This window comes from Rhodanobacter sp. OR87 (assembly GCF_000473345.1).
Taxonomy (GTDB): domain Bacteria; phylum Pseudomonadota; class Gammaproteobacteria; order Xanthomonadales; family Rhodanobacteraceae; genus Rhodanobacter; species Rhodanobacter denitrificans.
In genome coordinates, this window is sequence record NZ_AXBJ01000004.1 from 232,539 (window position 1) to 254,702 (window position 22,164).

General features: G+C 69.6%; 25 protein-coding genes and 1 tRNA gene. 10 read left to right on the forward strand and 16 right to left on the reverse strand.

Features of this window, described 5'->3' with window-relative positions; translation table 11 throughout:
• Positions 1 to 4 precede the first annotated feature (4 nt).
• The 9 genes from RHOOR87_RS0105740 to RHOOR87_RS0105780 all read right to left on the reverse strand — a co-directional run bounded on the left by RHOOR87_RS0105740 (position 5) and on the right by RHOOR87_RS0105780 (position 7,547).
• A complete protein-coding gene (locus RHOOR87_RS0105740; protein ID WP_027484477.1) occupies positions 5 to 1,075 on the reverse strand; it encodes a flagellar basal body P-ring protein FlgI in 1,071 nt (356 codons plus the stop codon).
• Positions 1,076 to 1,269: 194 nt separating this feature from the next.
• A complete protein-coding gene (gene flgH / locus RHOOR87_RS0105745; protein WP_027484478.1) occupies positions 1,270 to 1,950 on the reverse strand; it encodes a flagellar basal body L-ring protein FlgH in 681 nt (226 codons plus the stop codon).
• 11 nt (positions 1,951 to 1,961) lie between these two features.
• A complete protein-coding gene (flgG, locus tag RHOOR87_RS0105750) occupies positions 1,962 to 2,747 on the reverse strand; it encodes a flagellar basal-body rod protein FlgG (RefSeq protein ID WP_027484479.1) in 786 nt (261 codons plus the stop codon).
• 50 nt (positions 2,748 to 2,797) lie between these two features.
• Complete coding sequence (flgF, locus tag RHOOR87_RS0105755) at positions 2,798 to 3,538, reverse strand: flagellar basal-body rod protein FlgF (RefSeq protein WP_015448515.1); 741 nt, start codon at positions 3,536 to 3,538, stop codon at positions 2,798 to 2,800.
• A gap of 146 nt (positions 3,539 to 3,684) precedes the next feature.
• A complete protein-coding gene (gene flgE, locus RHOOR87_RS0105760; protein ID WP_015448516.1) occupies positions 3,685 to 4,908 on the reverse strand; it encodes a flagellar hook protein FlgE in 1,224 nt (407 codons plus the stop codon).
• 36 nt (positions 4,909 to 4,944) lie between these two features.
• Positions 4,945 to 5,583: a flagellar hook capping FlgD N-terminal domain-containing protein gene (locus RHOOR87_RS0105765; RefSeq protein WP_231381729.1), complete on the reverse strand. Its 639-nt coding sequence runs from the start codon at positions 5,581 to 5,583 to the stop codon at positions 4,945 to 4,947.
• A 34-nt stretch (positions 5,584 to 5,617) separates the two neighbouring features.
• The gene (flgC, locus tag RHOOR87_RS0105770; RefSeq protein ID WP_015448518.1) at positions 5,618 to 6,034 is read right to left on the reverse strand and encodes a flagellar basal body rod protein FlgC; all 417 of its coding nucleotides are present in this window, start codon (positions 6,032 to 6,034) and stop codon (positions 5,618 to 5,620) included.
• Positions 6,034 to 6,438, reverse strand: a complete 405-nt coding sequence (gene flgB / locus RHOOR87_RS0105775; RefSeq protein WP_015448519.1) for a flagellar basal body rod protein FlgB — start codon at positions 6,436 to 6,438, stop codon at positions 6,034 to 6,036. Before flgB ends, flgC begins: the two co-directional genes overlap by 1 nt.
• Before the next feature lie 170 nt (positions 6,439 to 6,608).
• Positions 6,609 to 7,547 (reverse strand): chemotaxis protein, encoded by a 939-nt coding sequence (locus tag RHOOR87_RS0105780; RefSeq protein ID WP_015448520.1) that lies wholly within the window; start codon positions 7,545 to 7,547, stop codon positions 6,609 to 6,611.
• Positions 7,548 to 7,743: 196 nt separating this feature from the next.
• Here RHOOR87_RS0105780 and RHOOR87_RS0105785 point away from each other — a divergent pair, with 196 nt between their 5' ends.
• The 5 genes from RHOOR87_RS0105785 (at position 7,744) to RHOOR87_RS0105805 (ending at position 12,041) form a co-directional block, all read left to right on the forward strand.
• Complete coding sequence (locus RHOOR87_RS0105785; RefSeq protein WP_027484480.1) at positions 7,744 to 9,048, forward strand: methyl-accepting chemotaxis protein; 1,305 nt, start codon at positions 7,744 to 7,746, stop codon at positions 9,046 to 9,048.
• Positions 9,045 to 9,776 (forward strand): flagellar basal body P-ring formation chaperone FlgA, encoded by a 732-nt coding sequence (flgA, locus tag RHOOR87_RS0105790; RefSeq protein ID WP_027484481.1) that lies wholly within the window; start codon positions 9,045 to 9,047, stop codon positions 9,774 to 9,776. The genes RHOOR87_RS0105785 and flgA overlap by 4 nt, the downstream gene beginning before the upstream one ends.
• A gap of 109 nt (positions 9,777 to 9,885) precedes the next feature.
• The gene (flgM, locus tag RHOOR87_RS0105795; protein ID WP_027484482.1) at positions 9,886 to 10,209 is read left to right on the forward strand and encodes a flagellar biosynthesis anti-sigma factor FlgM; all 324 of its coding nucleotides are present in this window, start codon (positions 9,886 to 9,888) and stop codon (positions 10,207 to 10,209) included.
• On the forward strand, positions 10,206 to 10,652 hold the full coding sequence (locus RHOOR87_RS0105800) for a flagellar protein FlgN (RefSeq protein WP_027484483.1): 447 nt from the start codon (positions 10,206 to 10,208) through the stop codon (positions 10,650 to 10,652). The genes flgM and RHOOR87_RS0105800 overlap by 4 nt, the downstream gene beginning before the upstream one ends.
• A 105-nt stretch (positions 10,653 to 10,757) precedes the next feature.
• Entirely contained in the window at positions 10,758 to 12,041 is a 1,284-nt protein-coding gene (locus RHOOR87_RS0105805; protein ID WP_027484484.1) for an HDOD domain-containing protein, read from the forward strand.
• Positions 12,042 to 12,060: 19 nt separating this feature from the next.
• Here the strand turns inward: RHOOR87_RS0105805 and RHOOR87_RS0105810 are convergent, their stop codons facing one another.
• From RHOOR87_RS0105810 to rsmD, 7 genes are all read right to left on the reverse strand, one after another.
• Positions 12,061 to 13,095 carry a TMEM43 family protein gene (locus RHOOR87_RS0105810; RefSeq protein WP_007511406.1) on the reverse strand — a complete coding sequence of 345 codons (1,035 nt, stop codon included), beginning with the start codon at positions 13,093 to 13,095 and terminating at the stop codon, positions 12,061 to 12,063.
• Positions 13,095 to 13,967 carry an MBL fold metallo-hydrolase gene (locus RHOOR87_RS0105815; RefSeq protein ID WP_027484485.1) on the reverse strand — a complete coding sequence of 291 codons (873 nt, stop codon included), beginning with the start codon at positions 13,965 to 13,967 and terminating at the stop codon, positions 13,095 to 13,097. The genes RHOOR87_RS0105810 and RHOOR87_RS0105815 overlap by 1 nt, the downstream gene beginning before the upstream one ends.
• A 166-nt stretch (positions 13,968 to 14,133) precedes the next feature.
• Positions 14,134 to 15,858, reverse strand: a complete 1,725-nt coding sequence (gene ggt / locus RHOOR87_RS0105820; RefSeq protein ID WP_027484486.1) for a gamma-glutamyltransferase — start codon at positions 15,856 to 15,858, stop codon at positions 14,134 to 14,136.
• Complete coding sequence (locus tag RHOOR87_RS0105825; RefSeq protein WP_007511409.1) at positions 15,855 to 16,115, reverse strand: YfhL family 4Fe-4S dicluster ferredoxin; 261 nt, start codon at positions 16,113 to 16,115, stop codon at positions 15,855 to 15,857. Before RHOOR87_RS0105825 ends, ggt begins: the two co-directional genes overlap by 4 nt.
• Positions 16,116 to 16,209: 94 nt before the next feature.
• Positions 16,210 to 16,713, reverse strand: coding sequence for a hypothetical protein (locus RHOOR87_RS0105830; RefSeq protein WP_007511410.1), 504 nt, complete (start codon positions 16,711 to 16,713; stop codon positions 16,210 to 16,212).
• The gene (gene coaD, locus RHOOR87_RS0105835) at positions 16,706 to 17,245 is read right to left on the reverse strand and encodes a pantetheine-phosphate adenylyltransferase (RefSeq protein ID WP_015448529.1); all 540 of its coding nucleotides are present in this window, start codon (positions 17,243 to 17,245) and stop codon (positions 16,706 to 16,708) included. Before coaD ends, RHOOR87_RS0105830 begins: the two co-directional genes overlap by 8 nt.
• 43 nt (positions 17,246 to 17,288) lie before the next feature.
• Positions 17,289 to 17,870: a 16S rRNA (guanine(966)-N(2))-methyltransferase RsmD gene (rsmD, locus tag RHOOR87_RS0105840; RefSeq protein WP_027484487.1), complete on the reverse strand. Its 582-nt coding sequence runs from the start codon at positions 17,868 to 17,870 to the stop codon at positions 17,289 to 17,291.
• Positions 17,871 to 17,959: 89 nt separating this feature from the next.
• Between rsmD and ftsY the strand changes: the two genes are divergently transcribed.
• The 5 genes from ftsY (at position 17,960) to RHOOR87_RS0105865 (ending at position 21,752) form a co-directional block, all read left to right on the forward strand.
• Positions 17,960 to 19,114: a signal recognition particle-docking protein FtsY gene (gene ftsY, locus RHOOR87_RS19000; protein ID WP_081699990.1), complete on the forward strand. Its 1,155-nt coding sequence runs from the start codon at positions 17,960 to 17,962 to the stop codon at positions 19,112 to 19,114.
• Between the two features lie 23 nt (positions 19,115 to 19,137).
• On the forward strand, positions 19,138 to 20,205 hold the full coding sequence (locus RHOOR87_RS0105850; protein ID WP_015448532.1) for a membrane assembly protein AsmA: 1,068 nt from the start codon (positions 19,138 to 19,140) through the stop codon (positions 20,203 to 20,205).
• Positions 20,202 to 21,263, forward strand: a complete 1,062-nt coding sequence (gene mutY, locus RHOOR87_RS0105855; protein ID WP_027484488.1) for an A/G-specific adenine glycosylase — start codon at positions 20,202 to 20,204, stop codon at positions 21,261 to 21,263. Before RHOOR87_RS0105850 ends, mutY begins: the two co-directional genes overlap by 4 nt.
• Positions 21,264 to 21,316: 53 nt before the next feature.
• On the forward strand, positions 21,317 to 21,595 hold the full coding sequence (locus RHOOR87_RS0105860; protein WP_015448534.1) for an oxidative damage protection protein: 279 nt from the start codon (positions 21,317 to 21,319) through the stop codon (positions 21,593 to 21,595).
• Between the two features lie 81 nt (positions 21,596 to 21,676).
• Positions 21,677 to 21,752, forward strand: a tRNA-Phe gene (locus RHOOR87_RS0105865).
• Positions 21,753 to 22,164: the final 412 nt, after the last annotated feature.

Genomic DNA, 22,164 nt, shown 5'->3' on the forward strand with positions numbered 1-22,164 from the left:
TCGCCTAGATCACGACCAGGTCCGCGTGCAGCGCACCGGCCTGCTTCAGCGCCTGCAGGATCGAGATCAGGTCGCTCGGCGTGGCGCCGACCTGGTTCACCGCGCGCACGATGGTGTCCAGGCTCACGCCGGGGCCGAACTTGAACATGTGCGCGCCCTCTTCGCTGACCTGCACGCTGCTGCTGGGCACCACCGCGGTCTGCCCGCGGCCGAACGGCGCCGGCTGGCTGACCTGGGGCTGCTCGCTGATGGTGACCTGGATCGCGCCGTGCGCCACCGCGGCGGCGCTGACCCGCACGTCGGAACCGATCACCACGGTGCCGGTGCGCGAGTTCACCACGATGCGCGCCGGGGCATCGCCCGGCTGCACGTCGAGGTTCTCGATCGCGCCCAGCCATGCCACTTTCTGCGCCGGATCCTGCGGCCCGCGCACGGACACCGAGCCGCCGTCGAGCGGCTGCGCGGTACCGGCGCCGTAGGCCCGGTTGATCGCCGTGGCGATCCGCGTGGCCGTGGTGAAGTCGGCGGTGTTGAGGTTAAGCATCAGGTCGCCGCCGGCGAACGACGAGGGCACGATGCGCTCCACCGAGGCGCCGTTGGGGATGCGCCCGCTGGCGGAGATGTTGACCTGCACGCTAGAGCCGCTCTTGCCCTGCGCGCTGATACCGCCGACCACCACGCTGCCCTGCGCCACCGCGTAGACGTTGCCGTCGGCGCCGCGCAGCGGCGCCATCAGCAACTGGCCGCCGCGGATGCTCTTGGCGTTGCCGATCGAGGCGACGGTGACGTCGATGGTCTGGCCCGGCTTGGCGAACGGCGGCAGGTCCGCGGTCACCATCACCGCCGCCGCGTTCTTCAGCTGCGGCCGCGCGCTGGCCGGCACGGTGATGCCGAACTGCTGCAGCATGTTCTCCAGGCTCTGCGTGGTGAACGGCGCCTGCGTGGTCTGGTCGCCCGAGCCGTCCAGGCCCACCACCAGGCCGTAGCCGATCAGCTGGTTGCTGCGCACGCCGGCCACCGAGGCGAGGTCGCGGATCTTGTCGGCATGGGCGGGGGCGACGAGCAGAACCCCCACGACAAGCAGGAACACACGTAGGAGCCCGCTCGCGGGCGATGCCTTTGCCTTTGACCTTACCGAATCCCGGCTTTCAACAGACGAATGTCTGGTCATCCCGAACCCCGGCTTCCAACAGACGAATGTCTGGTCATCCCGGAACAAACGCATCGCCCGCGAGCGGGCTCCTACGGTGGAGCGTGGCGACGGGCTCATCAGAAGGGCATCCACTTGGAATTGAAGAAGCGCGACAGCCAGCCGCGCGTGTTCGCGTCGGCCAGGGTGCCGCGGCCGGTGTAGCTGATCCGCGCGTCGGCCACGCGGGTGGACGGCACCACGTTGTCCTGGCCGATGTCCTGCGGGCGCACGATGCCGGAGATGCGCACCAGCTCCTGGCCCTGGTTGATGGTCAGCCATTTCTCGCCGCGCACCAGCAGGTTGCCGTTGGCCAGGCGCTGCGCCACGGTGACGGTGATCTGCCCGGTGAGCTGGTTGCTCTGCGTGCTGGAACCGGCGCCGTCGAAGCTGCGTTCGCCGTCCAGCCCGATGTTCGCCGCCTTGCCGCCGATCGAAATGCCCTGGCCGAGGATGGTGGGCGACGCGATCTTCGCCTTGTCGGTCTTGCTGGTGGTGGTGGTGGCCTTCTTGCTGGCCTGGGTGCTCTCCACCAGCGCCACGGTGAGGATGTCGCCCACGCGGTGCGCGCGCGGGTCGGCAAACAGTTCCATGTTCTGCTGGTCGTGGTAGATCGCGCCGTCGGCCTGCCCCGGCGCGATCTGCGCTGCGGGCGGCGGCGTGGGCGCCCATTCGGCATCGTCGTGCGTGCGCGGGCCGGTGGCGCAACCGGCCAGCAAGGTCAGCGCGCACAGCACGAATGGAAAACGGCGATCGAACATCACGACATGCCTCAGGTCTTGTTGGTGAGGAACTGCAGCATCGAGTCGGCGGCGGACACCGCCTTGGAATTCATCTCGTAGGTACGCTGGGTCTCGATCATGTTGACCATCTGCTCCACCACGTTGACGTTGGAGCTTTCCAGCGCACCCTGCGCCAGCGTGCCCAGGCCATTCAGGCCGGGCTGGCCGATCTGCGGCGAGCCGCTGGAGGCGGTTTCCAGGTAGAGGTTGTCGCCGTTCGGCTGCAGGCCGGCGGGGTTGATGAAGTCGGCCAGCTGCACGGTGCCGATCTGCTGCGTCGCGGCCTGGCCCGGCACGCTCACGCTGACGGTGCCGTCGCTGCCGATGGTGATGCTCTGCGCGTTGGCCGGCACGCTGATGGCCGGATCGATCGCGTAGCCGTTGGCGGTGACGATCTGCCCGTTCTGGTCCATGTGCAGCGAGCCGTCGCGGGTATAGGCGATCGAGCCGTCGGGCATCGTCACCTGCAGGAAGCCGCGGCCTTGCACGGCCACGTCCAGCGAGTTGCCGGTCTGCTCGATGTTGCCCTGGGTGAACAGCTTCTCGCTGCCGGCCACGCGCACGCCGGTGCCCAGCATCAGGCCGGACGGCGCCTGGGTCTGCTCGGTGGTCTGGCCGCCGGGCTGGCGCAGGTTCTGGTAGACCAGGTCCTGGAACGAGGCGCGCGCGCTCTTGTAGCCGGTGGTGTTGGCGTTGGCGAGGTTGTTCGAGATCACGTCCATGCGCGTCTGCTGCGCATCGAGGCCGGTCTTGGCTACCCACAGGGATGAGAACATGTCGATGGACTCCGTCTGGACGTCTGGATGTCTTTATGAAATTCGTGTGATCAGGTCATCTGCAGCAATCGCGAGGCCGACTGCGCGTTTTCGTCGGCGCTGTGGATGGCGCGGATCTGCAGCTCGTACTGGCGCGAGAGCTGGATCATCTGCACCAGCGTCTGCGCCGGGTTGACGTTGCTGGATTCGAGCACGCCGGACTTCAGCGTCACCGCGGGGTCGGCATCCGCCGTGGCGCCGCCGGCCAGGTGCATCAACCCGTCGCTGCCCAGCGCGAGCTGGTCGGCGGCCGGGTTGACCAGCTTGATGCGGCCGACCGCGGCGATCGTCTCCGGACCCTGCCCCATCGGCACCACCGACACCGTGCCGTCGGCGCCGATGTTCACGTGCGCGCTCTGCGGCACGCTGATCGGGCCGCCGTCGCCGAGCACCAGGTTGCCGCGGGCGTCGGTGAGCAGGCCGTCGGGGGTCAGCCGCAGCTCGCCGGCACGGGTATAGCCTTCGCTGCCGTCGGCGCCCTGCACCGCGATCCAGCCGGCGCCCTGCACCGCCACGTCCAGCTCGCGGCCGGTCTCGATCTGGCCGCCCTCGCGCAGGTCCACGCCCAGCCCCTGCGCCACGCCGTTGATCCGCGTGGGCAGGCCCGGACCCTGCACCGCCAGCGGCTGGAACGCCGACAGCTGCGCCTTGAAGCCGACCGTGTCGGCGTTGGCCAGGTTGTGCGCCACCTCCGACTGCCCGCGCATCATCTGCGTGGCGCCGGTCATGGCTACATAGAGCGAACGATCCATGGAAAACCTCGAATGGTTTTAACTCGTCATTCCGGTGCAGGCGGAATCCAGCGTGTTGCCTTGACGTTGTGTCCCGGCTTCCGCCGGGACGGCTCTTTCACTGGATCCCGGCCTGTGCCGGGATGACCTCACGCATTCGCGTGAGGTCAGTTGCGGATGTTGATGATGGTCTGGGTCAGCTGGTTGTCGGTGGAGATCACCTGCGCGTTGGCCTGGTAGTTGCGCTGCGCCTTGATCATGTTGACCAGCTGCGCGGTGAGGTCGGCGGTGTTGGAGGCCTCCAGCGCACCGGCCTGCACGCTGCCGAAGGTGCCGTTGCCGGCCGCGCCCATCACCGGCGTACCGGAATCGTAGGAAGCGGCCCAGTTGGTGTTGTCCAGCTGGCGCAGGCCCTGTTCGTTGGAGAACTGCGCCAGCGCGAGCTGGCCGAGCGCGGTGGTCTGCCCGTTGGAATACTTGGCCTGCACCACGCCCTCGCGCGACACGTCGATGCTGGACAGGATGCCGGTCGGATAGCCGTCCGGATTGATCGCGCTGGCCGCGTAGGCGTTGCCGAACTGGGTGGCCTTGCTCATGTCCAGGCTGAGCTGCATCGGGTCGGCGCCTGGGCTGACCGACACCGCCGGGAAACTCAGCTTGCCGTTGGCTGGCGCGACCAGTGCGCCGCTGCTGTTGAAGGTCAGCTGCTGCGACGCGCCGGTCGACGTGCCGTCGATATACAGGCTCGCGTTCCACACGTTGGCAGCGGCACCCTTGACGAAATAGACCACGCCGTTGTGGGTGGCGCCGAGCGAATCGTAGGCCGTGAACGGCGTGGCCTGGTTGTAGCTGGACGGGTCGTTGAGCGGGTCGAAGGCGGTGGCCGGCGGCGTGGCGTCCGACGGCAGGTTCAGTGACATCTGCACGGTACCGGTGGCCTTGGCCGCGTTCTGCGCGGTGAGCAACTGCAGGTCGGTCAGCGTGCTGTTGTCGAAACCGCCGTTGGCGACCGGCGGGAACACCTGCAGGCGCTGGCCGTTGGCATTCATCACGTAGCCGTTCTGGTCCTTCTGGAACGCGCCGGCGCGGGTGTAGGAAAAGCCCTTGCCGTCGCGCACGGTGAAGAAGCCGTCGCCGCTGATGGCGAAATCCAGGCTGTTGTTGGTGGTCTCGACGCTGCCGGCGGTGAATTGCTGCGCCACGTTGGTCAGCCGCACGCCGCTGCCGGTCTGGCTGGAGCTGAGGTTGGGGCCGGCGGCGTTGAACAGCTCGGCGAACTGCGTACGCGAGCCCTTGAAGCCGGTGGTGGCGGTGTTGGCGATGTTGTTGGCGGTAACCTCCAGATCCTTCGAGGCTGCGTTGAGACCGCTCAAGGCAATGTTGAAAGCCATCGGATAATTCCTCTGTGTTGAAGCCCCGCGGGGCCGTCAGTTGATCTGCGCGACCTGGCTCAGCAGGGCACCGCCAAAACCGTCCACATCCAGGTAGGTACCGTCGCTGCCGGTCATGCCCACGCCGGTGACCTTGCCGCTGACGTAGGTGGCCACGGCGGTATCGCCGGCCTGCGCCGCCAGGCCGTAGGTGCCAGCCGGCAGCGCCTGGCCGCCGTCGCCGGTGCCGTCCCAGTGGAAACGCGCCAGCCCAGCCGGCGGCGTGCCAAGGCTGATCGTGCGCAGCACGTTGCCGTGCGTGTCGCTGATCTTCACCAGCACCTGGCCGCCGCCGTCGGGCACGTTCACCGCGCCGTCCAGGCCGCCGTCGCGCAGCGTGCCGGCCGCGGACGGCACCACCACGCTGCGCCCCACCATGCCGCTGGCCTGCAGGATCTGGTTGCCCTGCAGCGCGGCACTCAGGCCGTCGAACGAGCTCTGCAGCGCCTGCGTCGCCGAGACCTGGCTGATCTGCGCCAGCTGGCTGACCATCTGCGACGAATCCATCGGCTTGGTCGGATCCTGGTTGCGCATCTGCTGCGTCAGCAGGCTGAGGAAATCGGCCTGGCTCAAGGTCTTGTCCTTGCCCACGCTGGCCGCTTGGCCGGCGCTGGCACCCACGTTGGAAACATTCATGCCGCTCATGCCGTCTGCCTCATGGTTCGCCGCCTCACTTGCCCAGGTCCAGCGTCTTCTGCATCAGCTGGCGGGTGGAATTCATCACCTCGACGTTGTTCTGGTACGAGCGCGAGGCGGAGATCATGTTGACCAGCTCGTCCACCGGGTTGACGTTGCTGCTGTAGACGTAGCCGTCGGCGTCGGCCAGCGGGTTGCCGGGTTCGTAGCGGCTGGGGATCGCCGCCTGGCTCTCGGTGACGCCGAGCACCTGCACGCCTTCGCCCGGCGCATCGCTGCCGTCCAGCCGGCTCTTCACCGCGGCGAACAGCGGTTCGCGTGCGCGATAGGCCGCTTCCGGCGTGGTCGCCACGCTGTCGGCGTTGGCGAGGTTGCTGGCTACCGTGTTCAGGCGCAGCGACTGTGCCGCCATGCCGGAACCGGCGACGTTGAAGATCGAGAAGAGCGACATCAGACCTGGCCTCCGGTGATGGCGGTGCGCAGCATGCGGATCTGTGCGGTGATGAAGGACAGGCTGGCCTGGTAGTGCACGCCGTTGGCGGCAAAGGCGGCCTGTTCGGCCTGCGCATCGACGGTATTGCCGTCCATGCTCGGCTGGGTCGGCACGCGGTAGGCGAGCGCGCCGTCCGCCGCCGGCCCGGCCGTGCCGATCTGGCCGGCGGCCGTGGTCTGCAGCGGCAAACTGCCGGCGCCGCCGCTGGCGTCCGCCAGCACCTTGCGGAAGTCGACATCGCGGGCGAGATAGCCCGGCGTATCGGCATTGGCCAGGTTGTTGGCGAGCACTTCGGTACGGCGCTGCCACAGGTCCAGTGCCTGGGTATGTATGCCGAACAGGTTGTCAGTGGTCAGGGACATCGCTTCGCTCCGCGTGCAGTTGCCGCACGGAGCTGGAGGCAATTTGCATGCCACCACGGGGAGAAGCGTTGCTGCAGCTGGGCTGGCGCGGCAACACCGGCAACGCCACGAAAGCGGCATCGGCGAAAAGACGGATTGTTGACGCTGCCCCTGCCGGGCCGCGGCGGACGTCAGCCCGCCGGCGGTTCCGCCGGCTCCGGCAACAGCTCCAGCACCGCCTGCGCCAGCAGGTCCGGCTGGAACTTGGCGACGAAACCGTCGGCCTTGACCTCTTTCACCATCGCCTCGTTGAAGATGCCGCTGAGCGAACTGTGCAGCACCACCTTGAGCTGGCGCAGGCCCGGCGCCTCGCGGATCGCGCGGGTCAGCGCGTAGCCGTCCAGCCGTGGCATCTCGATGTCCGACACCACCAGCCTGACCCCGTTGGCGGGGTCGCCCACGGCGAGTTCCTGCAGGCGCTCGAGCGCCTCGCGGCCATCCGTCGCCACCACGCACTCGATGTTCATCTGCTTGAACAGGCCGACCAGCCGGCGGCGGGCGATCAGCGAATCGTCCACCACCATCACCCGCCGCGGCGACAGCGCGCGGGTGTCGGCGGCGCGCTGCATCTGCACGGACAGCTCGGCCGGCGCGGCGTCGATGCTGGCCAGCACATGCTCCACGTCGACCACCGCCATCAGCGCGCCGTCGATGCGGGTTACCGCGTTGACCCGCGCGCCGAAGCCCAGGTTGCTCGGCGGCGCCACCAGCGTTTCGCCCGCGCACTGCACCATGCGCTGCAGGTCCGCCACCAGGAAGCCCTGCACCGAGCGGCTGAACTCGGTCACCATCAGGTGCGCCGATGCCACCTCGCGCAGCGGCGCGTAGCCCAGCGCGGCGGCCAGGTCGATCACCGGAATGGTCTGCCCGCGGTAGTCGCAGCTGCCGGCCAGCAAGGCGTGCACGCCCGGCATGCGCTCCAGCGGCGGGCGGCGCAACACCTCGCGCACCTTGAACACGTTGATGCCGAACAGCTGCTCGTCGCCCAGCCGGAACAGCAGCATCGCCACGCGGTTGTGCCCGGCCAGTCGGGTGTGCTGCTCCACTTTTTCCAGCAACGTGCCGCCCATGCGGTCTCCTCGGGTGGGTTGCCGCCGTGGCGGCCGTACGCGGTGGCTATCGGCCGCGGCCCGCCGAGCTTGAGCGGCGCCGGCGAAGGGGCCGCCCTGCCTTGGGCTGGCATGCGACTTGCTTCCTCAAGTTTCGAAGGTTGTTGTCGATGCAGCGATTGCACTCCCGCGCCATAACCAAGGTGATCTCCGCCCCATGAGCCTGATCTGGAACCAGCACCTCACTGCCCTGGTCGAGGCCGCCGCCGCCGGCGACGACGCGAAGGTCGCCGCGCTGCGGCGCCGCTACCCGCGCGCGGCGCAGGCGCTGGCGCCGCTGCTGGCCCGCGTCGTCGGCCGCCCGCCCGCCTCGGTGGCGCTGCAGACGGTGGAACAGCAGAGCCTGGTGCTCGGCGCAGTGCAGCAACTGTCGCGCGAGCAGGCGGCGCTGGAGAAGGCCGCCGGCGAAGGCCGCGGCAGTGTCGATCGTTTGACGGATGGCAGCGCCGGTATCTCGACGGCGCTGCAGCAGATCGGCGCCGACCTCGACCAGGCCGGCCAGGCCGGGCAGGCCGGCGAACGCAGCGTCAGCGAACTCGACGGCCAGTTGCGGCTGCTGCGCAGCGCGCTGTCGGCGATGAACCGCAACCAGAGCAAGCTGGCCGAGCAGGTTGCGCAGATCCGCAAGCTGATCGGCGTGGTGCAGGAGATCGCGCACCAGACCAACCTGGTGGCGCTGAACGCGGCGATCGAGGCGGCGCGTGCCGGCGAGGCGGGCCGCGGCTTCGCCGTGGTCGCCGACGAGGTCAAGCAGCTGGCGGAGAAGACCACGCTGGCCACCGCCGAGATCGAGACCGTCACCGGTTCGATCGGCGACTTCTCGCTGCAGCTGGATGGCGACGTGCAACACGGCCTGCAGCAGCTCGAGCGCGCGCAGGCCGGCGTCGGCCAGTCCGGCACTACCCTGCGCGAGGGCAGCGAAGTGCTGCAGGCCGCCAGCGGACGCATCCACAAGCTGCAGCAGAACCACGACGTGCAACACGCGCGCGCCACCGCGGCGCAGGCCGCGCTCGGTGCGCTGCAGCGCCGCGGCAACGAGGCGCGACGCCAGTCCGACTCGCTGCACCGCGCCGCCCTGCTGGCCCACCGGCTGGGGCTGGACTGGCTGGAAGGCGAAAGCGGCCGCGACCCGGCCAGCCTCAGCCTGACCCTGCGCGAAGCATCGCTGAGCCTGCGCCAGGCGGCGGAGCTGGCGCTGCTGGAACCGGGCGCGCTGGACCGGCGCTGGTTCGACACCCACGCAATCAACCGCAGCGTCGACCGGCTGGGCACCCTGTACCAGGGCCACCCCGCCAGCGCCGGCCTGAGCGACAGCGGCAGCCGCCTGTGCGAACAGGGCAGCCGCTTCGTCTCGCTGCTGTGCGATGGCCAGCTCGAACAGGCCGCCGCGCTGTCGCAGCAGATGGAATCCGGACGTGAAGCCCTGCTGGGGCAACTCGGCGCCCTGCTGGCGGACGCATGAGGAAACCCCGGCTCATCGCTCTCGCTGTGCTGGTCGCCGCGCTGGGCAGCGGTGCGGCGTGGCCGCAGCGGGCCCGTGCCGACACCGCGGCCACCGCGACGCAATCGCCCGACAGTGTTCGCAGCGCGGCCGAGCAGGCCGTGCGCGAGCACTACGCCCTGCCCGGCGGCCGCGTGGTGGTCAGCGCCGCGCCGCTCGACCTGCGCCTGCGCCTGGACGCCTGCCGCGAGCCGCTGCGCGCGGTGATCCCCGCCCACGCGGCAACCTCATCGCGCATGACGGTGCCGGTGCAGTGCCCGCAACCCGGGGGCTGGACCGTGCGGGTGCCGGTGCGGCTCGAGCTGTTCCGCCAGGTGCTGGTGACCAGCCGGCCGCTGCTGCGTGGCGACGGCCTGGGCGCGGCGGACGTGCATGCGGAAGAGCGCGACGTCACCCGGCTCGGCTACGGTTATATCGACAATCTCGCCCAGGTGGCTGGCCGTACGCTGACCCGCGCGCTGGCCGGCGGCAGCGTGCTTTCGCCCGGCGCGCTGGGTGGCCGCCGCATGGTGCGTGCCGGCGATCGCGTGGAAATGGTGGCCCGGCTCGACGGCATCGAGGTGCGCGCAGCCGGCGTGGCGATGGGCAGCGGCGACAACGGTGCCCGCCTGCGGGTGCGCAACGAGAGCTCGGGCAAGGTGGTCGACGCAATGGTCAGCGCCCCCGGCGTGGTGGTCGCACTGCCATGAGCCCGACAAACCGGTGCCCACGCCGCTACGCTCGCCATTCCACCCTAAAGTTTCCGCGACAGCGGCCGATCTGACGGTTACAGGGCCACACCCCAGCGAGCACGGACCCATGAATACGACCATTCCCAACAACGGCTTGCCGAAATTCACGCAGACCACCGGCAGCTCGGGCAACGGCCCGGCGGCGACGGCCAGCGGCCCGGCGGATGCCGCGGCGTCCGCGCCCAAGGCCAGCGACCAGCTCAAGCTGACCGATTCGGCCCTCGCGCTGCAGGAAGCCGCACGCACCGGCGACAGCTCCGCGATCGACGCGCCGCGGGTGGAACGCCTGCGCCAGGCGCTGGCCGACGGCAGCTACACGATCGACGCCAACCGCATCGCCGATCGCATGCTCGCGCTGGAACAGCAGCTCGGCGGCACGGGCAAGGCATGAACCGACGCCTGCAGCACGAACTGGACGACGCGCTGGCCGCGGTGCTGGGCGACATGCAGCAGGCGGTCGACCGGCTCGCGCAGGTACTCGAGGCCGAGCGCTCGGCGCTGGACGCCAGCGACAGCGACGCGCTGGACCAGGCCGGCACGCGCAAGCAGGCGCTGACGCTGCAACTGGAGCAACTCGATGCCGAGCGCCAGCAGCTGGCGTCCGAACAGCCGGCCGTGGCAGCCGCGGCAGCGGCCGGCTGGAGCCGGATCGTGCAGCGCCTGCAGTATTGCCACCTGCTCAACCAGCGCAACGGCAGCGTGGTCAGCCAGCGGCTGAACCAGACGCGCCGGGCGCTGGCCGTCCTGACCGGGCATGCCGGCGAAAACGAACTGTACGGCCGCTCCGGCGAACTGCACGCCAGCCTGCGTTCGCAGGTACTGGCGGCGGTATGACAGCGCGATGAGAGGCGGCACCACCAGCTGCCCACGCAGACGATCTTCCCACTGACCGCGAAGCAGCCGCCCCGGCATGCCCAGCGTTAACCACGACGACTGATCATGAGCCCTCCGAACGCCTCCACCGCTGTCACCCCCTCCACCGGCGCGCCGGGTCGCGACGGCGTGCCGACCTCGGTGCCGCTGCCGGTGTTGCGCGTACCCATGCTCGACCGCGAGCGCCAGCTGTTCGCCTACGAAATCGTCTTCCATCGCGAGCCCGGCGACGAACAGACCCTGCTGCAATGCGTGCTGTCGACCATCACCGACGGCGCACTGACCCGGCTGGTGCGCGGCAACCGCGCCTTCCTCAACATGCCGGCCGAACTGCTGCCGGAAGACTCCGACGTGCTGCTGCACCAGCCCCGCCTCGGCGTGGTGCTGCAGCCCCACGTGGCCAGCGACACGGCGCTGATGAAGCGCCTGCAGCAGATGGCGCAACGCGGCTGCCAGTTCATGCTCGACGTGGCCGGCGCCGACCTGCAAAGCAGCCTGCCGCTCGAGACGCTGCTGCAGATGGTGCAACTGGTGCGGCTGGACGCCAGCCATCTGAGCCCCGAGCGGCTGAAGGAGCACGCCGAGCAACTGCACCTGCGCGGCATCCAGGTGGTGGCCGGCCACGTCAACGACCACCCCACCTACGAACGCTGCCTGCAACTGCCGCTGGAGGCGATCCAGGGCCGCTACCTGCTGATCCCGCAGCCGGTGGCCGTGCCCGTGCTCACCGCCAACCGGCTGAGCATGCTGCGCCTGATGCGCGTGCTGCAGGAAAGCAACCCCGGCCCGGTGGAACTGGGCAACATCGTGCGCGACGACGCGGTGCTCAGCTACAAGCTGCTGAGCTGCGTCAACTCGGCCTACTTCGCGCTGCCGCGGCAGCTGAAATCGGTGCAGCAGGCGGCGATCTTCTTCGGCGTCACGCGCATGCGCAACTGGATCGACACCATGTCCATGTGCGGCATGGACGACCGCCCGCCGGAGCTGCTGCGCGCCGCGCTGATCCGCGCCCACATGTGCGAGAAGCTGGCCACCGGCATGCCCAACGGCCATCCGGAGATGGCCTTCACCGTGGGCCTGTTCTCCCTGCTCGACACGCTGATGTGCGCGCCGATGGAGTTCCTGCTGACCCACCTGCGGCTGGTGCCGGAGATCAGCGACGCGCTGACCGGCCGCGGCGGCCCGTTCGCGCCGTTGCTGAAACAGATCCTCGCCTGGGAGGCCGGCGAGCTGACCAGCGAACACGCCGTGCCGCAGCGCATCCAGCGCATGGCCACGATCTACCTGGGCGCCACGCAGTGGGCCGATCAGGTGTTCGCCTCCGCCGGCGGCAAGTCGGCCACGGCGTAAGGAGTCCGAGCGCGCGCATTCAGCGCGCGCGGCGCAGCCGCCAGCCGGTGAGCAGCAGGCCGCACAGCGCCAGCGCCAGCCAGCCGAACATGGTGCGCGTATCGTCGCCGAGCCACAGCACGCTGGCCACGATGCCCACGACCAGGGCGCCCAGGCCCAGCGCCAGCAGCGGGTCGCGCCGGTCGCGCTGGGTCGCCAGCAGCACGAACGCCCCCAGCGAAGCCAGCAACACCGCCAGGACCCGCCAGCTCAGCACGAACTCCGGCGGCACCGGCAAGTCCGGAAAGATGTCCAGCACCGGCACGTCGCCGACCTGCACGACGTAACCCTTGCCGTCGGCGGCATCGGTGGCCGCCACCAACCGGTCGCCGTCGATGCGTCCGACCACGGTCAGCTGCTGCAGCGGCACCTCGTTCCAGCTCACCCGCACGTCGCCCAGGCGCGGGTCGCCCGGCCGCGCGCTGGTCACCAGGTAATCCTGGTAGCGGCTGAAACTGGCCGCCAGGTTCGCCGGCAGCGCGCCGGGATCGGGCGTGACCCGCTGCGTGCCCGGTATCGCATGCAGCAGCGCCGGCCCCAGCTCGAACCCGCCCAGCCGCACCAGGCCGGCGTCGAACTGCTTGCCGCTGAGCGGGAAGCTGGCCGGGTTCGCATGGCCCTGCGGCTCCTCGAAATGGCCGGCATCGAGCAGGTGGTCGACCCAGTCCAGTTCGTAGTGCACGCCGCTGCCGACGCGCACCTCGCGCCACTGGAACATCTCCACGTGGCGCACCAGCACCGGGGTATCCGCCCGCAGGTTGAAATCCGGATCGCGCGGCGCCTCCACCACGGTCGGCGTGCCGACCACGCGCGCCATCGCGCCGTGCTGGCCGCCGCTCGGCGGCGAGTTCGTGCCGAGGTCGATCACCTCGCCGCCGTGCAGGCTGGCCACCGCGCGGTAGTTCAGCAGGCTGCGCGCGGTAGTCGCCACCAGGCCGATGCCGGCCAGCACCAGCAAGGCGCCGACGACGTTCAAGGCCAGCGCCTGCAGGGAGACCCCTTTACGCCGTACCATCAGGCCGCTCCCGCCTGATGGTACGGCGGCATGCCGCGCACGACCTGCTGCTCGTCGGCCGTGCCGAAGCGGCCGCGCTCGTCGCGACTCACCCGTGCCAGCGCGCAATCGTGGTCGTGCGTGAAGAACAACCGCACGTCGCGCGCCAGCTTGTCTTCCAGGAACACGCGCTTCTCGTCGATCAGCTTCTCCGGCCAGCGGTCGTAGCCCATGGTGATCGGCAGATGCACCCAGAAGCGGCCCGGGATCAGGTCGGCGCAGAACACCACGCCGCCGACTTCGGCCAGCATCAAGCCCGGCGTATGGCCGTCCGAAAAGAAGAAGCGCACCGACTTGCCCAGCGTCCGCGAATATCCACCCTCGACCAGCTCCAGCCGGCCGCTGGCCTGCAGCAGCGGCTGCAGCTCGGGCACGAACGAGGCGCGGTCGCGCGGATGCGGGTGGGTGGCGCGATGCCAATGCTCCGCGCCCACCACGAAACGCGCGTTCGGGAACAGCAGCCGCGGCGGCTGGCCGTCCTCCCATGCCGCCAGCAGGCCGCCGGCATGGTCGAAGTGCAGGTGCGACAGCACCACCACGTCGATGTCTTGGTGAGAAAGACCCACTTCGGCCAGCGAATCCAGCAGCACATGCTGCGGCTCGACCACGCCATAACGTTCGCGCAGCGCCGGCTCGAAGAACGCGCCGATACCGGTCTCGAACAACACGTTGCGGCCGTCCAGGCCCTTCACCAGCAGACAGCGGCAGGCCAGCGGAATGCGGTTCTCTGCGTCCGGCACGATCCAGCGCGACCACAGCGCCCGGGGAGCGTTGCCGAACATGGCGCCGCCATCGAGTTGCTGCGAGTTGCCGAGCAGGGACCAGAATTCCACTTCAGATACCTCGCATTGCCGACGGATTCGCCGGGAGCGAATCCGGACGCCGCAGGCGGCCCCGCGCAGCCCGCGGGGTGAGGCCCACGGATGGGCCGAACCACATGGCGCCGCCATTCAGCTGCTGCGAGTTGCCGAGTATCGAGAACAGTTCCATGGCCCGACCTTACTGCACCTTGCCCAGCCCCGACGGTCGGCGCGGGTCGCTGGCGGCGTCGAGCTTGTTGGTCTTGCGGTCCCAGGTCACCACGTTCATGAAGCCCCACGACTCGCGCGGCTTCAGCGTGTAGCCCATCTTCGTCAGCGCCTCGCCGGTGGCGGCGTCGAACGTGCCGTCCTCCACCATCACCACGTCCGGCAGGTACTGGTGGTGGAAGCGCTTGTGCGCGGCGATCTGCTGCGCGCTCTCGCCGTCGATGAAATGCAGGATACCTTCCAGCACCTGGGTAATGATGGTCGAGCCGCCGGGCGAGCCGATCACCGCGGTGCGCTCGGCACCGATCACGATGCTGGGCGACATCGACGACAGCATGCGCTTGCCGCCCTTCGGCGCGTTCGCCGTGCTGCCGAGCAGGCCGTAGACGTTGGGCTTGTTCGGCACCAGCGCGAAGTCGTCCATCTCGTCGTTGAGCAGCACGCCGGTGCCGGCGGCGACGAAGCCCGAACCCATCGTGTAGTTCACCGTGGAGGTCACCGCAGCCATGTTGCCGTCGGCGTCGATGATCGAGAAATGGGTGGTGTGCATGCCCGGCTCCGGCGCCTCGGCGCGCGGCAGCATCGACGACGGCGTGGCCTTGTCCGGCAGGATGCTCTGGCGCAGGCCGGCGGCGTAGTACGGCGACAGCAGCATGTCCAGCGGCATCTGCACGAAGTCCGGGTCGCCCAGGTAGTCGTTGTGGTCGCGGAACGCGCGGCGCATCGCCTCGACGATGTAGTGCACGCGCGTGGTGGCATCCATCTTCGTCAGGTCGTAGCCGGACAGGATGTTGAGGATCTCGGCGATCGCCACGCCACCGGACGACGGCGGCGGTGCGGTGATGATCTGGTAGCCGCGATAGTCCACGCTGATCGGCGTGCGCTCCTTCGCCTGGTAGTTGGCCAGGTCGGCCAGCGTCCAGTTGCCGCCGGCGGCGCGCACCGCCTTGACCAGTTTCTGCGCGGTCTCGCCCCGGTAGAAGCCGTCGCGGCCGTGCGCGGCGAGCAGCTCCAGCGTGCGCGCCTGGTCCGGGTCGCGCCAGGTCGCGCCCTCCGCCGGCGGCTTGCCGCCCGGCAGGTACTTGGCGGCCGAGGCCGGCCAGCGCTCGAGGTCCTTCTGCGTGCCGGCGATCGCGCCGCGCAGGCGCTGGTCCGGCTTGAAGCCGTCGCGCGCGATGCGGATCGCCGGCGCCAGCGACTGTGCCAGCGGCAGCCGTCCGTAGCGAGTGGACAGCAGCACCAGTCCGGCCGGCTGCCCGGGAATGCCGGCCGACAGCGGCCCGCGCAACGCGGTGTCGCGGTTCGGGCTGCCGTCCGGGTTGAGGTAATCCTTCGGGTTCACCGCCGCCGGCGCGGTCTCGCGCGCGTCGATGAAGATGTTGCGGCCGTCCTTCGCCCGGTGCAGCACGGCCATGAAGCCGCCGCCGGTGCCGGAACTCTCCGGCTCCACGATCGACAGCGTGGAGGCGACCGCCACCGCCGCGTCGAACGCATTGCCGCCCTTCGCCAGCACTTCGAGGCCGGCTTCGGTGGCATGGAAATTCGCGCTGGCGACGGCCGCGTGGCCGGGGCGCAGTGGCGCGACAGGGGTCGCTGCGGTCGGCGCCGCCGACGGCGCGCCGTCGGCGGCGAACGCCGCGCTGCCGGCCAGCAGAAGGCTCAGCGAGAGCACTGCCCAGTTCAGGGAAAACCTCATGCCGCGGACTCCTTCGCCATCAGCTGGCGATACTTGAGTTCAAGCTGTTCACGCGATTCGACGTGGTCGGGGTCGCTGACGATGCATTCGACCGGGCACACCACCACGCACTGCGGCTCGTCATGATGACCGACGCACTCGGTGCACAACGCGGGGTCGATCACGTAGAACTCCTCGCCCAGCGAGATCGCCTTGTTCGGGCAGGCCGGTTCGCAGACGTCGCAATTGACGCAGGTGTCGAGGATCTTCAGGGACATGGGATCGAAACAGAAGCGAGGGAGCAGTAGCGGGAAAGGCGAGGAGGCGAAGCCGCCTCTCCCAGCCCACTGCTCTCCACTCGCTCCGGCTTTCTCACATCGCGACGAAACGCACCGTGGCGCCGGTCGGCTTCAGCACGGCATCGACGCGCTGCTGGTCAGCCTGGTCGCCGATGAACAGGATGATCACGTCCTTGAACGAACCGGGCTTGGCATCCTTGAACGCCGCGACCACCAGGTCGGCGGTCTTGGCCGAATCCGGACCGGCGAACACCAGCATGTTGCCCGGCAGCACGCCGCGCGCCACGGTGTCCTGCACGTTCGACAGCTGGCGGCCACGACCGGCCACCGCCTCCTCCGAATCGCCGGCCGGCACCAGGTACGGGTACGGACGGTCGGCCTTCATGCCCTGCATGTTGTTCTGCACGATCTGGCCGAGATAGGCGTTCCACGCCTTGGTGTCGTTCGGATCGGTCGGCTTGGTCGCCTGCTGGCTGGCCTGCTGGCCGGCCTGCTCGGCGGATTCGTGCTTGCCGCAGGCGCTCAAGGCCAGACTGGCGGTCAGCGCGAGGGCAGCGATGAGAACGAACTTACGCATGGTGGTCACCTTCCGTTTCGGGTTGCTTGTTGTGGCCGGTCCGGCCCTTCTGCCAGCGCTGCCGCATGGCCTGTTGTACCGCCGGATGCACGAAACCGGAGATATCGCCGCCGAGGCGGCCGATCTCGCGCACCAGCGAGGAGGAGATGAAACTGTATTGTTCCGCCGGCGTCAGGAACAGCGTCTCGGCCTGCGGAATCAGATGCCGGTTCATGCTGGCCAGTTGGAACTCGTATTCGAAGTCCGACACCGCGCGCAGCCCGCGGATGATCACGCCGGCGCCGATATCCTGCACGAAGGTGGCCAGCAGGCAGTCGAAGCCGCGCACCTCCACGTTCGGCAGGTCGGCCAGCGCCAGCCGCGCCAGGGTGATCCGCTCGCCGATGCTGAAGCCGGGCCCCTTGCTGGAACTGTCGGCCACCGCCACCACCACCTTGTCGAACAGCGGTGCCGCCCGCGTCACCAGGTCGGTATGGCCGTTGGTGATCGGATCGAAGGTGCCCGGATAGACGGCCAGGCGCGGATTGCCCAATGGTTTGCTCACAAGACGGAGGAAGGCGGTAGCGGAATTGACCCTAGCTTAACGGAAGCGCGCGCCGATAGAGCGCAAAGCGCACCTCGCCGGCCTGGCCTTCGCGATGCAACTGCCAGTTCGGCGGCAGCGCCGGTGCGGGGCCGCGCGGCGACTCCACGTAGATCCAGGCCCGCGCGGCGAGCCAGCCACCCTGCTCCAGCTGCCGCGCCAGCGCCGGCCACAGCTCCAGCGCGAACGGCGGATCGAGGAACACCACGTCGCAGGGCTGTGCCGTGCCGCGCAGGAACGCCTCCGCCTCCAGTGCCGCCACCTGGCCGCCGTCGGCCTTGAGCCGCGCCAGATTCGCGCGCAACGCCTGCGCCGCGCGCGCGTCGCGCTCGACGAACTGCACGGCGGCCGCGCCGCGCGACAGCGCCTCGATGCCGAGCGCGCCGGTACCCGCGCACAGGTCCAGGCAGCGCGCGCCGTCGATCACCGGCGCCAGCCAGTTGAACAGGGTTTCGCGCACCCGCTCGACGGTGGGGCGCAGGCCGGGCAGGTTCGGCACCTCCAGCCGCGAATTGCGCAGGCTGCCGCCGATGATGCGGATGCGCCCCGGCGCGGCCCGGCGCATGTCGTTCATGCCGCCGTACCCTCGGCGAACGGACCCTCAGCGGGCAGTACGGGTTGGGGTGTTAGCATGCCGCCCATTGTCTTCGAATCACGCCCGCAATGCTCAAGTTCTGGAAGAAAAAGCCCGCTGAAACGGGGCCTGCCGACAAGGAGGCGAAGCACGCCGTCGTCGTGACAACCGCCGACGCCGTCGCACCGGAGAGCGGCGATGGCCCCCTGCACGAAGCGCTGGCAGAAATCGCCGCGCCGGCGGAAACCCAGCTCGAAACCGAACGCTTCGCAGTGCCGGCCGGCGATGACGTCGCCGAAACGGCGACCCCGACCAGGCGCAGCTGGCGCGAACGGCTGTCCGGCAGCGCCTTCGCGCGCAGCCTCGGCTCGCTGTTCGTGCGTCACCCGAAACTCGACGACGACCTGCTCGACGAACTGGAAACCGCCCTGATCAGCGCCGACGTCGGCATCGAGGCCAGCACCGAGCTGGTAGAGAGCCTGCGCAAACGCATGCACAAGCGCGAGTTTGCCGACGCCCCGGCGCTGCTGGCTGCGCTGCGCGAGGCGTTGCTGGCCCTGCTCAGGCCGGTCGAGCAGCCGCTGCAGGTGGCCGGCCGGCAACCGTTCGTGGTACTGGTGGTCGGCATCAACGGCGCCGGCAAGACCACCACCATCGGCAAGCTGGCGCGCCGCTGGAGCGACGAGAAACGCGCGGTGATGCTGGCCGCCGGCGACACCTTCCGCGCCGCCGCGGTCGAGCAGCTGAAGACCTGGGGCGAGCGCAACGCGGTGCCGGTGATCTCGCAGGGCCAGGATGCCGACGCCGCCAGCGTGATCTTCGACGCGCTGCAGGCGGCGCGCTCGCGAGGTGCCGACGTGCTGATCGCCGACACCGCCGGCCGGCTGCACACCCAGGGCGGCCTGATGGACGAGCTGGGCAAGATCGCCCGCGTACTGAAGAAGCTCGATGCCGACGCGCCGCACGAGGTGCTGATGGTGATCGACGGCACCACCGGCCAGAACGCGGTCAGCCAGGTGCGCCAGTTCCGCCAGATCGTCGGCGTCACCGGGCTGGTGGTGACCAAGCTCGACGGCACCGCCAAGGGCGGCGTGGTGTTCGCGCTGGCGCGCGAGTTCGGCCTGCCGATCCGCTTCGTCGGCCTGGGCGAGAGCGCCACCGACCTGCGCGTGTTCGAAGCCGCGGCGTTCGTCGACGGCCTGCTGCCGGCCAGCCTCGGCGGCGAGGCGCCGGGCCATGACTGAACCGCAATGGCGGAGCTGAGCGCATGTCGCGCCGACTGCGGCTGACCCTGCTGGCCCTTGGCGGCGTCGCGCTGACACTGCTGCTCGCCGCGGTGATCGCGGTCTACATCCTGCTGCAGCCGGAGCGCTTCACCCGCATGCTGCAGACCCAGGCACGCAGCGCCGGGCTCGAACTGAACCTGGCCAGCCCGGCCAGCCCGACCCTGTTCCCGCGACCGGCACTGGGCCTGGACGGCATCACGCTCAATGCCGCAGGCGCCGGCGCGCCGATCCTGCTGGCCGCGCACGGCCAGTTGGTGCTGCCGTGGCATACCGTGCTCGGCGGCCCCACGGTGATCTCGCAACTGCAGATCGAGTCGCCGCGGGTCGACCTCGACGCGCTGCAGGACTGGCTCGCCGTGCTGCCTGCGCAAGCCGAGGGCGCGCCGCCGAACATCCCGCGCATCGACACCGGCGTCAGCATCAGCCGCGGCAGCGTGGTGCGCGGCAACCAGGTGCTGCTCGGCAATGTCTCGCTCGAAGCCGGTAGCCTGATTTCCGGCCAGCCGTTCCCGCTCGCGCTGTCCGCCGTCACCGCCGCCGGTACGCCGCTGCGGCTGCGGCTGTCCGCCACGCCGCGCATCGAGGGCAACGCGCTGCAGCTCAACAACATCACCCTGCACCTGTCGCAGGGCAGCACCACGACGCTCGCGCTCACCGGCCAGGCACGCTGGCACGGCGCCGCCGACGCCGCCGCCAGCCTTGCCGGCAAGCTCGACCAGGCCAGTGCCGGCCAGTACGACGTCTCGCTGCAGCTGACCCCCGCCGACCAGAGCAACCCACTGCTGCTCACGCTGAAACTCGACGGCCCCGCCAACCACGCCGATCTGCGCCTGCCGCCGCTGGCGCTGGCGCACTGGTGGAGCCAGCTGGGCGACCCGCAGGGGCCGCAATTGAGCGTGCCGCCGGGCAGCGGCCATGCCGAGATCGCGCAGCTCGACGCCGGCGGCATCCATATCGAGGGTCTCGCCATCCGCGCCGGCGACGCCGTGCCCGCGCCGGCCGGAACGGTGGCCGCACCGGCGAAACCCGCCGGCAAAAAGCAGCCATGAATGCATCCCTGGCTCCCCGCGTGCTGCGCTGGTTCGACCAGCACGGCCGCAAGGACCTGCCATGGCAACGCGCACTCGATGACGGCCGGCGCGACGCCTACCGCGTGTGGCTGTCCGAGGTGATGCTGCAGCAGACCCAGGTTGCCACCGTGCTCGGCTACTTCGAGCGCTTCGTCAACGCGCTGCCCACCCTGCGCGCACTGGCCGCTGCCGACGAGGACACCGTGCTGGCGCTGTGGTCGGGCCTCGGCTACTACCGCCGCGCGCGCTTCCTGCATCGCGCCGCGCAGCTCTGCGTCGAGCGGCACGGCGGCGAACTGCCGCGCGACTTCGACGCGCTGGCCGCGCTGCCCGGCATCGGCCGCTCCACCGCCGGTGCGATCCTGGCGCAGGCGCACGGGCTGCGCTTCGCCATCCTCGACGGCAACGCCAAGCGCGTGCTGGCGCGCCACCACGGTATCCACGGCTACCCCGGCGACAGCGCAGTGGAAAAGCAGCTGTGGCAACACGCCGAGGCGCACACGCCGGCCGCGCGCGTCGCCGACTACACCCAGGCGATCATGGACCTGGGCGCCACCGTCTGCGTGCGTGCGCGCCCGCGCTGCGCGGACTGCCCGCTGGCCGCCGACTGCGTCGCCCGCCGCGACGGCCTCACCGCGCAGCTGCCCGGGCGCAAGCCGGCGAAATCCATCCCCACCCGCGCCACCGTGATGCTGGTCCTGCGCGACCGCCGCGGCCGCGTGCTGCTGGAGCGGCGCGGTCCGCAAGGCGTGTGGTCCGGCCTGTGGAGCCTGCCCGAAGCCAGCGACCCGGACGGCGCCTGGCGTCTCGCGCAGCAGCACGCGCGGATCGACGACGCGCAGGCGCTCGCCCCGTTCACCCACGTCTTCAGCCATTACAAGCTCGCCATCGAGCCGCTGCTGTTCGACCACGCGACAGCGCAGCGCGGCATCGCCGATAATCCGCAGCTGCGCTGGTGCGACGCCGACGAACTGGGCGCACTCGGTCTGCCCGCGCCGGTGCGCAGCCTCCTGCTGCAGATCAACGACAAGCCTTGAGCCGCCCCGCAAGCTGCACGCCGCATCGCGACCGCCCCATCAGGATCCGAACCATGAGCCGTACCATCCACTGCGCCAAGCTCGGCACCGACGCCGAAGGCCTCGACTTCGCCCCCTGGCCCGGGCCGCTCGGCCAGCGCATCTACGCCGAGATTTCCAAACCCGCCTGGCAGCAATGGCTGGCCCACCAGACCACCCTGATCAACGAATACCGGCTCAACCCGCTCGACCCGAAGGCTCGCAAGTACCTCGGCGAACAGATGGAGAAATTCCTGTTCGGCGGCGACTTCGACCATGCCGCCGGCTTTACCCCGCCCAACCTCGAGTCTTGACGAAAAGCCGTGCATTCGGTCTAATGCGCGGCTCCACGCATCATCGGCAAGCTTCATCGCTGCCCTGATTGCCAGGTTCCCGGCCGGGTAGCTCAGTTGGTAGAGCAGGGGATTGAAAATCCCCGTGTCGGCGGTTCGATTCCGTCCCCGGCCACCATTTCATGCGGGTTTCCAGCCATCGGCTGACGCGCTTCGCATCTAACTGGGCGCTGCCAGTCTCCCCCGCTGTTCCGCCAGCCCCCGGGTCCGTCCTCTTGGGGTACAAAAACCGGGCGTGCCCCACGTGCGCGATACCGACTGGGTCCGCCTGCCCCACCTGTTCCTCACTTCAGGAAGTTCCCCCCGCAACGGGCGGGATCGGATCATGTGCGTACGCCAGATTCGGGTATTTCTCCGGCAGCAGGCGAAAGCAGCCACCGCCCATGCTGCGTCCGGAAAATCGTCGGAGAAACTTACATTTTTCGGCGCGTAACCCACTCGCGGACGATCAGCCCTCTGATCTACAAGCCATTTCGTTTTTGGCATAGGTCGTGCTCTCAAAACGTGCCGGGGGGCTTTCATTTCGACGG